The organism is Maribacter dokdonensis DSW-8 (assembly GCF_001447995.1).
In the GTDB taxonomy this organism is placed as follows: domain Bacteria; phylum Bacteroidota; class Bacteroidia; order Flavobacteriales; family Flavobacteriaceae; genus Maribacter; species Maribacter dokdonensis.
Map to the genome: position 1 here is coordinate 1 of NZ_LDPE01000010.1, position 18,651 is coordinate 18,651.

The window sequence follows — 18,651 nt, forward strand, 5'->3', positions numbered from 1 at the left end:
CGTGGTGGCGTTTCGGGTTATGTGGACGACAGTTCCACCGCCACGAAGGCGACGCTGGTACAGTACCTTCCGGTATCGTCCATATCCTCCAAAACGAGTGAGAGCCCTGGCAACGATATGGTCGTTTACCCGAACCCTGCCGTTGATGAAACATCGGTAAGTTTCGATTTCCCGACCACTGTAGGTACCATTCGGATATTCGATGTAACGGGTAGGTTGGTTCAGACCATCAAAGGAGGGCCGATCGACGATAGGGGTTTACCTATAAGTGTAAGGGATATGCCGGAGGGAGTGTATTTTGTAAAAACAACGGATACTGCAGGTGTTGGGTTCCAACAGAAAATGTTGATCCAACGGCAATAGGTTTTATCGACTAACCTAAAAACAATAAAAAAGGAGACATGACAAGGTCTCCTTTTTTTATTTATTAAAATAGAAATTAGATCAATAACAATCATTATTTAAAATATTATTAATACCATTTCTTTTAAAAAACCTTATTCATAATAAGTCGTTTAACGATTAAATTATACTTTAATCGTTAAATGACTCTATTTTAATGTATAATATATATCCTTGTTTCAGATATATTTTTTGAGATATTGTACTTTAAAGTCAATATTTCCCCCTTCAAAAAAGGTATTTATTACGTACCCCACTTACGCTAATAAATTGACCTAACAGTGCTTTGGTTTTTAATTAACCAAACCTATACTAATGATTTTTAGATTCCGCTTCAATGAATTTACGACTATGTCGTATATATCAATTATTGCAAATTTTTGTCGACTATTATAAAACTTGGACATAGGGCTTTTTCTTATGCCCAAGTTTTTTTTGTCAATAATTACAATCTAACCAGTCATTAAAGAAACAGAAAAGCAAATTCTATGAAAAAAATTACCCTACTCTTATTTTTATTATTCTATACGGCTATTTCTTTTGGTCAAGCACCTTGTTCCAATATAAGTACGCTAGACTGTAGTCAAGTAGAAGTTGAATTGCCATTAAATTTGGAATTTAATGGAAATCAAGGAGGTATTTTAAGTACTGGTTTTACAATGGTAGATGCTCCTTCTTCCAGATTAACTTCTGATGATATAGGTGCAGATCCAAATGTGCCTGGGTTAAAAAGTGGAAATTTGTCGTTGTTATCGGGGCAACTTAATGTAATGGCCACCAATGGAATAAATTACAATCAACCTTCTAGTAGTGGGAATACAAATTCTCAAATGAATGCTTTAGGTGTTGGTTTAACTGTTAGGACCAATGTGGTAAATATAGAAGCAACGTTTGCGCAGCCAGACTTTAATTCGACAACTCCGGATAACAAGTCACAACAAGCTGGTATTTGGTTTGGATTAAATGAAAATAATTTTATAAAATTAGTTGCTGTAGATAGGCCTGGCACTAATGCTCAAAAGTTTCAATTGGCATTAGAGCAAAACGTAGGGGGAGAAACTGGTTCTGGTACTACCATGACAATAGAGGAGCTAAATACCGTTAATGTGCCCACCATTGGGGTTACTAATATAACCCTGAGGATTTCCATTGACCCGGTTACAAATACAGTAACTGGTTTTTACACTTTAGACGGTGCTTCTGAAGTCCAAGTAGTTGGTCCTGGTAATTCTTTAAACGTGCCAGAGTCTTTCTTTGTTGGAGTAGATCACGATAATAATGTAGCCACGAATGCAATATCTTTTGCTGGAATAATGACAAGCACGAGAAGTTCAACTGGAGGCTCTTTAGTGGTTTCTTATGATAATTTTGTTGTTAATGAAGAAGTTACACCTTTTGAAGCTCACATAAATTTTCAAAATAACCCTTCATTCACCACGCCTCCAACAGGATACGTATCCGATTATGGTAAAGAATTCGGGAATGCAAGTATTACAGTTGGTTCGAGTAACTACCAATTTGGATGGAAATTAGCTTCAGACGGTATAACACCGATTGATATTTCAAATGAAGTGTCAAATAATGGGGGTTCTGGAGCTACAGGTGGAGCAGGTAGAAATAGAATAACTGGTACTTACAGTAGTGTTTCGGACCAAGAAAAATTGCAAGGAACATTAGTACATTTTCAGGGTGATAATATTCTTTCTAATAGCGGAGGAAATCAATCTTGGTTGAATCAACCTAGAGGGAATGAAGTAATTTGGGAAATCGAAGTGCCAAATGGAACTTATGAAGTAACGGTAGGTCTTGGTGATAAAGATGCTAATAATCTTGATAGTCGTCACAGTGCTACTTTGGAAGGGTACACAATAATTCCTGCTTTTGTTCCAACACCAGGTCAAACCGTTATAGAGACAATGATTGTTGCAGTAAATGATGGATTACTCACTATGAATGGTTTGGGTGGTTTTAATTCTAAAATCACACATATTGATATAGTAGAAAGTACCGGAACTCCAGTTAATGGCGTACTTTCTTTCTCACCAAACACAATAAGTGAGACTATAACAGTTGGAGCAACAGGAGCTTTTTCAAGTACACTTTCCGGTTCGGGAGCTACAAATATAGGATTGGTAATTAATGATAATATTAATGTTGTAGATAAAACACTTACTGGTGAAAATGATTGGTTAGCAATACCTACAACCAATACTTTAGGTCAATTTGATTTTACTATTGATGCTTCTGCATTGGCGGAGAACGATACTAGAAATGATAAAATTATAGCAACTGCAAAAGGTTTTAAACCTGCCGAATTAGATGCAGATATAACAGTGGAATCAATTGTTGTCCCAACTGTTTCAGTTCCATATCGAATGAATGTTGCAGGACAAGATTATACCAAGGATGGTAATTTGTTTGTTGTTGAAAATACGGTTTTTCTTGAAGAAACAGTTTCAACTACCGCATCTACGAGTTCATATACGCTAGTAGGAAACAATGATACGGATTTGTATTACCCAAGAAGATATGGAGCAGATTTCAGTTATAATTTTCCTATTGCCAATGGTGAATATACAGTGGCACTTCATATGATTGAGAATTTTCATGATGCTGCGGGGAATCGAGTATTTGATGTCGAAATTGAAGGTAATACGCTAATAAGTGATTTAGATCTTGTTGCATCCTATGGAAAAGGAGTTTTAGCCATACAAAGTTATGATGTAGTAGTTAATGATGGCGAACTTAATATAGATTTCACGGCTTCAGCGAATAATGCAATTGTACAAGCAATAGAAATTTTACCTGTCGCTTTAAATGATGAAAATGAAATTCTCTCATTTGCCTTAGCGAATGAAACAGGTGCTGCAACGATTGATGACACGGCAAAAACAGTTTCTATTGAAGTAAGTAATGGTACTTTGCTTGCCAATTTAGTACCGACTATTGCGGTTTCAGATGATGCTACCATTAGCCCTGGAAGTGGAGTGGAACAAGATTTCACTAACCCTATAAATTATACTGTGACGGCCGAAGATGCATCGGAGCAAGTTTGGACCGTAACAGTAACAGAAGCACCGAGTTCGGAAACCGATATTATTACTTTTACATTCGCCGAACAAACTGCTGAGGCTACAATTGATGAAATTGCACATACAATTGTAATTGAAGTTTCTAATGGCACCTTAGTAACTGGATTAGAACCGACGATTACCATTTCTGATGATGCTACAATAAGTCCTGAAAGTGGAGTTGCACAAGATTTTACCAATGCTGTAGATTACACCGTTACGGCTGAAGATGTTACTACTACACAAGTTTGGCAGGTAACAGTTACAGAAGCTGCATCAACAAATACTGCGCCTTCAATTACAAGTGCTGCCACCGTGAGTGTTGAAGAAAATCAAACTGCTGTAATAGATGTTGAGGCTACTGACGATAATGATGTGGAAGGTCCAGGTCTCGTATATTCTTTAACTGGATTGGTAGATGATTCACTTTTTGAAATTGATCAAGTAACGGGTGTTATAGGTTTTATAACAAGTCCTGATTTTGAAAATCCAACAGATGCTGGAGCAGATAATGTATATAATATACAAGTGTCACTTACAGATTCGGGATCATTAACTGCAGTGCAAGATATTGCCATCACTGTTACTGATATTTCTGAAACTACTGGTTTTGCAATAATTGAGGATTTTGATTCTTATGGAGTAGGTAATCTACATGTAGTGGCGCCTTCCGATTGGTTAAGAGAAAATGGAACAGGGGCCGTAATTCCAGTAATCGCTGAGGGTTTAACACCAAATACAACGAATTCACTTGACTTCTCTTTAGGTGGTCAAACACACGATTATATTCCTTTAGATAATTCATCGGTAACTTTAGTTGCCAATGAGCCTTTTTACTTTGGTACTTATTTTAAGGTGACAAGTGCGAATGCAAGAGTTCGAACTGCACTGCGAATTGATGATGAAATTGGAGATGACCAATGGATTCGAGAACAAGTTGCTAACGATGGTTCTGGAGGATTAATTGCTAGAATTGGATTGGCCGGTGCTGGTTCAGATAACGGTAACTTGGTAGTTGATTCTGACGAGGTATTCCAATTTGTTATTCAAGGTGAATGGGATGGTGTTGATACAATTACATATTCGTGGACAACCCAACCAAAATTAAATATTAATGAAACAGTTTGGACAGCAGCGGGTACACATACAGTGCAGGGTACACCTGAAATAGGACGATTGTTTATTAGTTCTTCAAATACCAATAATGCGAGTTTAGGTCCAGTTCGTATTGCAACAGATTATACAGCGGTTGTAACTGAAGAAATAAACAATGCTCCAGTTATAAATGAGCAAACATTTACTGCGGTTGAAGATCTCCCAATAAACAGTATTATTGGTACAGTAGTTGCCACAGACTCTGATTCGGCAAATCTTAATTATACAATTACTGCTGGAAATATTGGTAATGCCTTCGATGTTAATAATTCTACTGGCGAAATAACTTCGCTAGTTGAATTAGATTTTGATAGTACCCCTCAATATGTTTTAGCTGTTGAGGTTAGCGACGGAGAAAATACTGTTTCTGCAGATATTACTATAAATATTACTGAAGTAATAGATATAGAATATTGTTCTCCAATTAGTACATTAGATTGTGAAGAAATTGAAGTTTCGTTGCCGCTTAATTTAGATTTTTCTTCATCCGTAGAAAATTCAATACTTGAAAATTCTAATCAGGGTACTGGTTTTACAATGGTGCTAGAAAATTCAGAAGCGCGAAGAGATGGAGATATTTCGGTAACCAATCCGAATATAAATGGGTATGAGGCATCACTTTTATCATTGAATTCAGGAGTGTTAGAAATTCAATCACAAGGAGGAATCGCTTATTTAAATCCACCTGCTAGCAATAACAACAATAATCAAATAAATACTTTAGGAGTTGGATTTGATGGTTTAAATGAATCGATTTCCATTAAAGCTACAATTCTAAATATAGTAACAGGTGGAAGTTCAGCTCAAGCGGGAATATGGTTTGGGTATGATGAAGATAACTTTGTTAAGTTAAATGTAAATAACGATAACGTAGAAATTCGAGTTGAATCGGCAGGGCTTTCGAATGCATCACAACAAGTACAAGATAATAACGTCGGTGTTTCCGGAAATGATGTAACCTTAGAATTAATTGTAAATCCTGTTGCATTAACTGCTGAAGCAATTTATACCATAGGTTCTGGTAGTAGTGTTTCTCTTGGGTCTATTCAAATTCCAGCTGATTATTTTACTGGTAGAGACATTAATGAAACAGGGTTACAAGACAACATGAGTTTCGCAGGTATTTATGCAACCCATAGAGCCGGTGCTCAATTTACTGCAAGTTTTGATGATTTTAGTGTTCATTCTGCAAACGTTAGTACGGCAACTGAAATAACAGCATTTAGTTTTACTGAAGAAACCGGTATAGCAACGATCGATGATTTAAACAATACAATTGCAATTCAAGTAGTAAGTGGTACTACATTAACAGCATTAACACCTACAATTGAGTTGTCATCTGGTGCAACAATTAGTCCACTATCTAATACGTCACAAGATTTTAGTACACCATTTATATACACAGTAACGGCTGAAGATGGAATTACAAGTGAAGCATGGACTGTGACAGTGACTGAAGAATCAATACCCTGTACACCAATAAGTACATTGGATTGTGATGAAATTGAAGTAGGATTACCATTAGCACTTGATTTTACCGTTGCTAATGGAAATATGTCCGATACAGGCTTAACAATGGTTTTAGAGCCAAGTGCTCGTTTAGCTGCTGATGATGATATAGCTCATTCAGATGTGCCTGGCTATGCTCCAAGTTTACTTACACAAAATGCGAACGGTCTATCTATAACAAGTACTAAAGGTATATTTTATAACCAACCAGTAGGTGCGCCAAGAAGTAATAATACAAATTCTCAAATGAATGCACTTGGTGCAGGATTAGTTGTTCCTTCTGGTGTTTTTAGTGTTAGCTCAACTTTAGAAAATCCCGATTTTTCCGTTAGTGCTACCAATAATTCGCAACAAGCGGGTATTTGGTTTGGTTTAGATGAGGATCACTATTTAAAATTGGCTATTCTTAAAACTGGTAATACATCAAGAAAAGTACAATTGCAGGTTGAAAATATGGATGAAACAACTTCCGAAACTGCATTTTTAGAAATTAATACGGGCAATATAGCATCCAATACTGGTGAAATTACACTTAGAATGGAGTTAGATCCTATTAATAATACGGTTAAAGGTTACTATTCTTTTAATGGAGGCGCTGAAATTTTAGTTTCAGATTCAGGAGGTGATGTTTTAAGTGTGCCTTCCAATTATTTTGAAGGAACAACTTTCGATTCTGCTAACCCAGCAAAGGAATTAAATTTTGCAGGTGTTTTTACTACGCACCGAAATGCTGCTGAAGACCAATCAATAACTGCGATATTTAAAGATTTTGAAATAGCAGTAGAGGAAGTTGCTTTAGAATTAGCTTTTGATGATTCTGAACTTAACTTTATTGGTAATGTAGGTACAACAATACCTTCTCAATCAACACTACTGTCTTCTACCTCTGGAAATCCAACAGTAATATTTTCAGATGATCCAGATGCATTTGAATGGTTAGTGTTACCCTCTGAGACTACTGTTGGTGAGGTTACTTTTAGTATAAAAGAAAATGTTCCTGCGGGCACATATAGTACTAGAGTTTTTGCAATTGATGCCCCTGAATTAGGATACGAAAATGCGGAAATTACTATAAATTTAGAAGTTCGTGAAAAACAAACACCATTAGTTTTAGGTATTACGCCATCAGATGGTGCTACAGGAGTTTCGGTAAATGCAAGTGTTTCTGCAAATAATCTGTTTTTGCCAAATTTTGATGAAATTGGAAATACAGGTGTAGATAATAATTCGATCAATAATTCAACAGTTAAAATTTATAAGGAAGGTAATACAACACCAATTGCCTCTACGGCGAATGGCACTGGAGGAGGAGATGCTATTAGTATTGTTCCATCACAGCCATTGGAATCGAATACAACTTATGTTGTAGAAATAGATGGAGTGCTTGATGTTACTGGCGAGCCTTTTGCATTTTTCACTTCTAGTTTTACAACCGGAGGTGGTGGAGGTGGTCCAACAACCGATTTGGACAATGTATCTTTTGAAAATGTAGGTGTAGTTGCTTCTGGAGCAAAATACGCAACATTAACTATTGGTCCTGATGGTAAATTATATGGTCTTGAAATAGATGGCGATATTCATCGTTGGGACTTAAATGCTGACGGTACACTTGCTAATGAACAAGTTTTAAATGTTTGGAAGTCAAGTTATGGGTCTAGAGCTGCAATCGGTTTTGCTTTTGACCCCGATGCAACAGCCACAAATCTTATCGTTTATATCACGCATCAATCCGGTGCGTTAAATAATGCTCCATCTTGGGATGGTAAGATTTCACGACTTACAGGTGTTAATTTAGAGAATGAAGATTTAATAGTTACAAATTTACCAAGATCTAAAAAGGATCATTTAACAAATAGTATTGCCTTTAAATCAGATGAACCAAATGTTCTTTATTTCAACCAGGGTAGTAATAGTGCTGCTGGGGCTCCAGATAATGCATGGGGTAATCGTAAAGAAAGGTTATTGTCAGCTTCTGCTTTAAGACTAGATTTAGATAAGCTTCCTAAAAGTCAATGGCCTTTAAATGCTAAAACCACAATGGATCCTGCGGCTATTAATAGTGTAAATACAGGTTCGCCAACTTTAGTTTCTACAGTTTCAACATATACTGAGGACGGACAAACATACGCAGATGACGGTACTTATAATCCATATTATATAAATGCTCCTTTAACGCTTTTTGCAACTGGTATACGCAATGCATATGATTTAGTTTGGCATTCAAATGGTCAATTATATGTGCCTACTAATGGTACAGCTGGAGGGAGTAATGCTCCAGCATCAATTGATGGAACCAGAAGACCGGATGGTTCTTTTTACGACCATTCAAATCCTCTTTATCCGATTATTCCAGCTTCAAATGGAAATAATGTTCAGCGTGACTGGCTTTTTAGAATAGATCCAAATAGTACTATTGGCTTTTATGGACATCCGAATCCGTTACGTGGAGAATTCGTATTGAACAGAGGTGATGCCGATATAAATAATGCTGTATATAATGGAGTTTCAGCTGATGTTAATTATAGGGGTGACGCTTTTGATTTCGAATTAAATAAATCTCCAAATGGAGTTATAGAATACCGTAGTAATGCAGAAAATGGAAACCTACAAGGAGCTATTTTAGTGGTTAGATATAGTGGGGGTAATGATATTATAGCTTTAGTTCCCGACGGACCGAATGGCGATATTTCTACATTTAAAGTTGGAATTCCTGGTTTTACTGGCTTTAACGATCCTTTAGATCTTATTGAAGATGTTAACACAGGAAATATTTATGTTTCTGATTATGGAAGTAGTAATATAATTTTACTTAAACCTAGTAATCAATCAACACCAAAAGCGGTAATAGTTGTTAGTAATGAAGATTTTTCTGGTGATGCTGTTAGCAGTGGAACCAATTCTTATTCCGAAGAGATTACATTGTCTAATTTAGGAAATGCAACATTAAACAATATAACTGCTCAAATTACTGGAGATGATGCAAATCAGTTTAGTTTTTCTGGGTTGCCTTCAAGTATAGCTGCTCAAAATTCAGGTTCATTTGATATCATATTTGATCCTACATCAAATGGTCCTAAGTTTGCTGAGTTAACAATTTCCGGTACCGATGCTGAGCCTGTAATTATTTCATTAAGTGGTCTGGGCAAAGCAGGAACAGGTGGAGCTAGTGAACCATCATTGCAATGGATATTAAATACACAATTAGGTGATGGTGTAGTTAACGTTGGAGATACTGATACGTCTACTAATTTAATTGATTTAGAAAGTGGGGCATCTTATAATGACATTCTAGGAGATGAAGTTGCTATTCAAAAATTTGAAAGAGCATCGGATGCACCGGTAACCTTAGAGGTATTAAGTGTATATGGTCCGGAAGCGAATAATCCTATTGTAGCATTTGGATGGTATGAATCTGGAGATGTAAATAGTGTTACTGAAATATTTAATATAGAAAATACGACTACGAATAATGGTCAAACCTTGAACCCTATTGTAAATGGCTCATTAAGTTTTGACCCAGGAATTGAAAGTTTCGGATTTGTTAGTAGATGGCCATACTTTAGTAATAGACAATTGTTTAGTGAAGATATCCTAAATACTTTTAGTGGTGCAATTCCTCACCATGTTAGAATTTATGAGCTTCCAGGTGAAGAAAATGCCTATATAATTGCTACAGAAGAACATGTTTCTGGGTATGATTACCAAGATATTGTTGTAATTGCTAGAAATATTCAACCTTTTGATGATACGCCAGTTGAGGCATGCGCTCCAATAAGTACGTTGGAATGTAGTGAATTAGCAGTATCTCTGCCATTTGCATTAGATTTTGACGGTACAGAAGGTGGTCTGAGCAATACTGGATTTACAATGGTAGATAATCCATCTGCAAGAATAGCAGCAGATGGAAGCATTTCTAATCCAAATGTTCCCGGTTATGAACCATCAAAAATTAGTGTGACAAGTGGAAACTTAAATATTAATGCAAGCAATGGTATAGCATATATAATTAATGGTACTGGTTCAGGAACAAGTACAGATGTTAACTCTCAAATAAATACTTTGGGCGTAGCATTTAACGCTAACACTATTGGTGATTTTAGTATTAAGACCACATTAATAAATCCGTATTCAGATGGAAGTAACGATTCTGAACAAGGCGGTTTATGGTTTGGTTTGGATGAAGATAACTTTGTTAAATTAAATGTTTCTAATGGCGGACAGGTAGAATTAAGATCTGAAGTCGCTGGAGTTTCAGGGGATGCATCAAAAATTGGAGCTACAAATGTAACAGGTTTACATTCAAGTAATGTTAACTTACGACTATTTGTTGATGTCGAAAATAATTTGCTAACGGCTTATTATACCTTAAACAATGGAACAGAAATACTTGTTGGTTCATTGCCATTACCTTCTGTTTATTTAAGCGGTAATGCAGATTATAGTAATCAGAGTTTTGCCGGTGTATATGCTACCAAACGAAGAGAATTGGTTGCGGATGTTGTATATGTCTTTGAAGATTTTGCAATTACACCAGAAAACCAAGTAACATTTCAACCTGTAAGTATTAATTTTTCATTACCAGAGGATGTTCCTCCTACAGGTTATTTAGTTGATTCAGGATTAGGTTTTGCAGATAGAGGTAATTCTTATTCATATGGATGGTTAACAACAAATGGGCAAACTGCTTTAGATTTATCTGAAAACGCTAGAAATAGAGAAGTTGGAAGTGTTGATGTTCTTCAAAATACATTAATACATATGCAATATGGCGATGTAAATAATGGAGCAGGAACAAATGGAGTACTTACGGAAGGTATTTGGGAAATGGCTGTTCCAAATGGTAATTATACTGTTTCGGTAGGGGTAGGAGATCCAAGTGTGGATTCAAATTCTAATGACATTCCAAATCACACAATTAATGTAGAAGGTATAAATATTATAGATGGATATACCCCGACAGGAACTGTAGGTTCTGCCACTAGGTTTACTTCCGGTACTACAACTGTAACAGTTTCTGATGGTAGATTAACAATAGATGCCTCAGGAGGTCATAATACAAAAATTAACTCCCTAACAATATTAGAAGGAGGTGAAATTTCGGAGCCGTTTTTCACAAATGTAACACCAAGTCATAATGCCGTAAATGTTGCAATAACGGACTTTCAAATAAATGTAGAAGTTGTTACTCCAGTAGGCTATGAACTTGATAAAACTACCTACGCAGGAAATGTAAACCTTTACGAAGTTACCACAGGTGGTGAAGTACTTGTACCTTCAAATTCAAATGACACAGGTGGTGGAGATGCAATTACATTAACTCCATTAAGCCCTTTGAAACCGTTTACCAATTACGTTTTTAGACTTACAAGTGATATTGAAGCTAATCTAGTAGGTGATACTTCGAATCGTTTGGCATTTGCTGAGTTTGAATCTCAATTCACGACCGGTGATGAAGATACGGTTGCTGAATTAGATTTGACTGGAGTAGAATTTACAAAAGTACCTGGTGGTATAGCATTAGGAGATGGTACATCAAATCAACGTTTTTCAAGTTTGGTAATCGGGCCAGATGGCAAACTTTACGCGAGTACTATTGGCAACTTTAATTCTGATGGTAAAATTTATCGTTGGGATATGGCAATTGATGGTACTTTGGAAAATCTAGAAATACTTAGTCCAGAATTGCAAGGAGCAGTGCATCCGGAGGATGGGGCTAGAGCTAATAACGACAGGTTAATTATTGGACTGGCATTTGATCCTGCTTCAACTGCAGAAAATCTAATTGCCTATGTAACACATAGTACTGCCTCGGTTACTAATGGTCCAGAATGGGATGGTATTTTAAGTAAGCTTTCTGGTCCAACACTTTCAACGGTTGAAGATTTAATCATTCATTTACCACGTTCTGGTAAAGATCATTTAACCAATAGTATAGAATTTGACTTGCAAGGTGATATGTTTATTAGTCAAGGAAGTAATACAGCTGGTGGTGATCCTGATCCAAATTGGGTAAATAGACCGGAAAGATTATTGGCCGGAGCAATATTAAAGGTAGAATTGGATAAATTACCATCAGATTTACCATTAAGCGCCTATACTACTGATAATATTAGTGTTATAAATAGTGCTACTTCAGGTAGTTTAACCATGAGTGATGGTTCTTATAATCCATTTGCAACAAATGCGCCTTTAACAATATTTGCAACTGGAGTACGAAATGCTTATGATTTGGTATGGCACTCAAATGGTTGGTTGTACATTCCTACAAATGGTACAGCAGGGAACAATAACAATTCTCCGAATTCTCCTTCTACGGATGACTATCCATTAGCAAGAAGAATAGATGGATTAACTACCATTCCTGATGTGCCTTTATTAACGGGTGGTGAAACTCAAAAAGATTGGTTGTTTAAAACTCAAGGGGGGTCATATCATGGTCATCCAAATCCATATAGAGGTGAATTTGTATTAAATCATGGTGGAGCTCCATATAGCGGATTACCAGGTCAAGAAGAAGCATCTTATACAGATGTTGCAAAGTACCCTAATGATTTAGGTCCAGATCCAAATTATAGGGAGCCAGCATTTGATTTTGGTAAAAATAAATCTCCAAATGGAGCGATAGAATATCAAAGTAATGCCTTTGGAGGTAGACTTCAAGGACTATTGATGGTAGTGCGTTTTAGCGGTCAAGATGATATCTTAGTAATGCAGCCAAAGTCTAATGGCGATATTGGAAATGTTAATGGAGATGTGCCTGGATTGGGTGGATTTGATGATCCATTAGATGTAATTGAAGATCCAAGAACTGGTAATATCTATATATCTGAATACGACAGAGATAATAATGGTACACCTAAATTAACACTATTACGTGCAACGGTACCTGCAACAGTAGGTCCTGAAATTGCAGCTACACCAGATGAATTGATTTTTGAAATTACAGTTAACAATGAAGGTGAAAATTCAAACACAAAAACTGTTTCCGTAACTAATGAAGGTACTGCTGCTTTAAATATTTCTGGTGCAACTATTACTGGAGAATATGCTGATCAGTTCGAATCAGTTACTCCAACAGGTGTAATTTCTCTTGCACCTAGTGAATCTCAGGTTTATTCTATTACATATGCACCTGACTTAAACGGTTCTAATCTTGGATATCAAGAAGCAAGTTTAGTGTTAACTAGTGATGATGAAGTAAATCCAAGTTTCGAAGTTGGTTTGCACGCTTTGAAAAAGGCAGGATTTGAAGGTGGTGAAGAACCAGCTTTACAGGATGTTGTGGATGCTTTAGGAATTGGAGTAGATGTAGGATGGACCTCATTAGCCAATGGGACTAATCCGGCTCCAAGTGGAGATGAATCAGAAGTGGAATTATGGATAAAAGCTTCAGACGCACCTGTAAATGTTACTCCGGTTGGTCGCTATTCGCCAGCAGAAGAACTTCCGTTCGGTTGGTATACTAATACAGAAGGCGTAGTTGCACTTAATGAAGTTGGTGTGTTAGAAGGTGAAATTGAAAACGCGCAGACCTTATTTCCCCCTATAGTTTCTGGGAATAATGTGTTTGATCCATTGGGTGCAGTATTCGGATTCTATGTTGATTCCAATTCTTTTGGTAGAATAAATTATTCTGAAGATGGGTTAAATGCAATACAACCTACAGGTGTTGTACATAGAACTAGAATCTACCCCATGGCAGATCGGGATGGAAATCCAATTGAAAATAGCTATTTAATAGCATTTGAAGATGCATCAAATGGTGATTATCAAGATTACATGTTTATTATTGATAATGTAATTCCTTATGAAGATGGAACTTTAGTTTTAGATTTTAATAAGAGTGAACTAAGTTATGTAGCTTCTATAAATCAAGAAGAAATTCCAACACAAGAATTGGTGCTTTCAGGTAATGGAGGCGTAACTTCTAGTGAAATTAATCTGACTTCGTCTGAAGATTGGGTTGTGTTGCCAACAAGTTTTGAAATCAATTCTTCGTTCGAAATTGGTGTTGACATAACAGGGCTGTCAATAGGATCTTATCAAGCAACAATTACGGCTACTGCATCTAATTATCAAGATGCAACTATAGATGTTAATTTATCCGTTACAAATGAATTGGTGTATGTATATCAATTTAATTTTCAAGATGCTGATGATATTGCGGTTTCTCCACAAGGATATATTGATGATTTAGGGGTGCCTTATGGTGTTCAGGATACTTCTTTAGGAGATTTAACTTTTGGTTGGGTAGAACCTGGTACATTAACCCCTGCAAATGCAGCAGTTAATGGTAGAAATAGAGAGGGTGATGCACTGTTGAGTACGTTCACAATTATTGGTCATAACAATGCAACCAACTACCCACAAAGGGACTGGGTTGTAAATGTGCCTAATGGGTCTTATTCCGTAAATATTAGTGTTGGAGATCCAGATTTTTCAGATAGTAATCATGTTTTAGATGTTAACGGTGTTACAATTATAGATTATAATCAAGAAAGTACGGCACCTGATGATTATGGCAATTTTGAACAAACAAATATGGTCGAGGTTACTGATGGCCTGCTCCGATTGTCATTAGGTGCGGGTGGTGCCAATGCTAAACCTAATTATATTCGTTTAGCACCTATAGATACTTCTTTATTATTGCCAACAATTGTAGCTGATTTCGATGGCAATAGTAGTGATGAAAATACTTATAGGGGAGCAGTATCTATAGAATTAAGTGCTATTGATGAAAGTGAAAGTGGTAATATTGTTCGATTAGAATATATGTTAGATGACAATGCCTTAGAAGCATATAGCGTACCAATTAATGTAGAAGACGTCGGTAATCACGTTTTAGTAGTTACTGCAGAAGATGAAAATGGAAACATCGCTGAAGAAACATTTGAGTTTACCATTGAAACTCCATCTGGTGCTTTGTTAGCCTTAGAAAATATGACTAAAATTCCTGGTACGGATAGAGGTTTTCCAGCAGATGATTATTATACTTTTCATAGATTAGGCAATCCAGGACAGGCCGAAGTCCATGATTCAAATGTAATGCGATTGAATAATTCAGGTACTGGTCCATTAGTAGTGACTGCAATAAACATTTCTGACGCTAATGATTATTCTTATGAATTATTAGATAGTACTGGTGGAATAGCTACTTTACCTTTAACTATTGAGACTGGAAGTTATGCCGATGTAGATGTAACTTTTATTGGAGGAACCAGTACTGTTAGTAATGGCATTTTTGTAGAATCAATTGAGATTATTTCTAATGCAGATAATGCCTTAGAAAATAAAGCAACTTTACATGGTGCATATTCGCCTCAACCTGAAGGTGGTGATGAAATTAATGCACAAGAAGTTTTTGATGCATTTGGGTTTGAATCCAGTATGTTAAGTGTAGTAAATGATGAAGGTACAATAACACCTCCAAATGCTTTACCATACAGACCTAGTTCAAATTATCCTATAGCTGAAAACATTGATGCAGGATATGAGGGAGATTTAATTTTGTCTTCAACATTTGTTCAGGCAGATCCAAGTAAACCGGTTATTGGAATACAGATTTCTGCATTACATGGTGGTCCAAGTTCAAATGGAGCAAAGTTTGTAGAGGTTGATGGAACAGGTACTGTTGGAGGAATTAACTTTAGTCATGATGGTACCTATTATCAAACATTACTACCTAGAAAGGGTGATGGAATTAATTTTGATACTGCTACTTCTATAAGCGGACCATTTAGAATTGCAATTTCCAATTATTTAACAAGTGGAGGCAATAATATTAATGGCAATAGACCGGACTTATTAGGAGCAAGAGTGTACAAAGTTATAGACCATAATGGCGATGTGATTCCTAATGAATATATAGTTTTACAAGATTTTGTACAAGGAGGTTGTGGAGCAGGTTCTGCTAACTGTGATTGGAATGATAATACATTCTATTTTATTAATATTAGACCTGAAGCGGTGCCAACAGCACAACCTATAGATGATTTATTAGTTGCAATTAATGAATTGTTTTCATTAGATACTAATGAATATTTTGATAAAGGGTATCCTGGAAATACTTTGGAAATAACTGCTACTGCAAATGGTGAAGTACTACCATCTTGGATAAATTTTGATTCTACTACAGGTCTTTTCGAAGGAACACCACCAGTAGGAACAACGGGAAGTTATTCTATAGTTTTAACTGCAGAAGATGCTAACGGACTTACTGCTTCAACTAGTTTTGAAATTAGCATAAGTGAACCACCAGTTGCAAATGATGATAGTTACGTAACAGAGCAAAATGTTGCTATCAACTTGGCATTGTTGGATAATGATTCTGATCCAAATGATCATCTAATTACAATTGTGTCAGTTGAAAGTCCTTTAAATGGATTAGCAGAGTTAAATGAAGCGGGTACAGAAGTGTTATATACACCAGCTTTAGATTATGTAGGTTCCGATTCTTTTAGTTATAATGTTGAAGATGAAACAGGACTACAGGCAATTGCAAACGTTTCAATTAGCATTAATGAAGCGAATCAAGCACCTGTGGCCGTAATTACAACAAATACCATTGAAGGCGCCGCTGCACTTTACGTTGATTTTGATGGAAGTGGGTCATTCGACGATAACAACAATATCGTGTCATATCTATGGGATTTTGGTGATGGAAGTGGAACATCAACAGATGCTGTTACAAATTATACCTACAATACAGTGGGAGTTTATCAAGCTAGTTTAACTGTTACTGATAATCTAAGTTTGTCGCATACTGATTATATAACTATTACGGTTACAGGTGTTGGAAATACAGCTCCGAATGCTGTTGCATCAATTACACCAATAGGAGGGGTGAATTCACTTCAATTTAATTTTGATGGTAGTGCCTCAAATGATGCAGAAAGTGGATTGATATATGAATGGAATTTTGGAGATGGTTCTCCAGTTTCAACAAATCAAATAACCCAACACACTTATGAGTTTGCCGGTATATATACAGTTACTTTGAAAGTAACAGATGCTGGTAACCTTATGGATTCTTTTACGATAGACGTAGAAGCTAAGGACGAAGTTGTTAACGATTTTGCGTTACGTATTAATGCAGGTGGACCCGAGTTAACGCATAACGGTGATGTTTTTGCTTCGGATCAGAATTTTGTTGGCGGTAAGGTGTATGAAAATACCAGTGCAACTGTAGCTACTTTGTATCAAACAGAGCGTAGTGCTTCTCCACCAACCTTTGGATATGATATTCCATTGGCAGATGGTGAGTATAGAATTATACTTCATTTTGCTGAGATTTATTGGGGAGCAAACGGAGGCGGTGCTGCAGGTGTTAGTCAGCGTATATTCGATGTTACAATGGAAGGAAATACCATACTAGACGATTATGATATTTACGCTGATGTAGGTTCTCAAACAGCGGTAACCAAAACTTTTGATGTAACGATGTCAGATGGTATCTTAAATTTAGTTTTTGATGCGTCAGGTGGTGACGGGATCAATCAGCCAAAGTTATCGGCTATTGAAGTAGTTGGTTTAGGAGTTGCTAATGAGCTTCCTATTGCAGATGCTGGTGAAGATAAGACCATTACGTTGCCAACCAATAATATTGAGCTAGTAGGTTCGGGAACAGATTCCGATGGTACGATTACTTCATATGTTTGGACTAAGGAAAGTGGTCCAAATGGCGAATCATTAAATGGCGTAAATTCTTCGACGTTATCCGTAGGCAATTTAGTTGAGGGTATGTATATATATAGATTGACTGTTACTGACAATATGGGTAATGTTGATTTTGATGAAGTTTCTTTAACCGTATTACCAGAAGAATTGCATTATAGTTATGCTCTGCGTATTAACGCTGGTGGTTCAGAGTTAATGCACAATGGCGAATTATTTATATCTGATAATTATTTTGTAGGAGGTAAAATATATGAAAATACTCAAGCTACCGTTTCGACATTGTATCAAACAGAGCGTAGTGCTGACCCTCCTGCTTTTGGATATGATATTCCATTAGGAAATGGAGATTATAAAGTGATGCTTCATTTCGCTGAAATTTATTGGGGAGCAAATGGTGGAGGTCCAGATGGAGAAAACAAACGTATTTTTGATGTAACATTAGAAGGTAATACGATACTTGATGATTATGATATTAATTCAGATGTTGGTGCTCAAAATGAAGTAATAAAAACTTTTGATGTAACTATATCTGATGGAATGTTGAATTTAGTATTAGAAGCAGAAGGAGTCGATGGCATTAATCAACCAAAATTATCAGCTATAGAAATATTGTCTAATGAAGATATAGATAATCAAAATCCTGTGATTACTTTAAACGGTGAGTCTTATTTGGAATTGAACATAGGTGATGAGTATGTTGAACTGGGAGTGTTAGCAATTGATAATATTGATGGTGACATCAGCGAGTTAGTTATTATAGGCGGTGATATAGTTACTACTGAGGTTGAAGGTACTTATGTGGTAACTTATAATGTTAAAGACAGTTCTGGAAATGAAT

General features: G+C 36.3%; 2 protein-coding genes. Both read left to right on the top strand.

All coding sequences use genetic code 11. The features are described 5' to 3' along the window. Window positions 1-117: 117 nt before the first annotated feature. Window positions 118-363 carry a T9SS type A sorting domain-containing protein gene (locus I600_RS18605; protein WP_157490939.1) on the top strand — a complete coding sequence of 82 codons (246 nt, stop codon included), beginning with the start codon at window positions 118-120 and terminating at the stop codon, window positions 361-363. A 527-nt stretch (window positions 364-890) separates the two neighbouring features. Beyond that, window positions 891-18,651, top strand: a 17,761-nt coding sequence (locus I600_RS18610; protein WP_157490940.1) for a malectin domain-containing carbohydrate-binding protein, incomplete at its 3' end; no start/stop codon positions are given.

Coding starts and splice junctions, on each gene's coding strand:
- I600_RS18605 (WP_157490939.1), top strand. CDS start 118: ATGGTCGTTTACCCGAACCCTGCCGTTGATGAAACATCGGTAAGTTTC.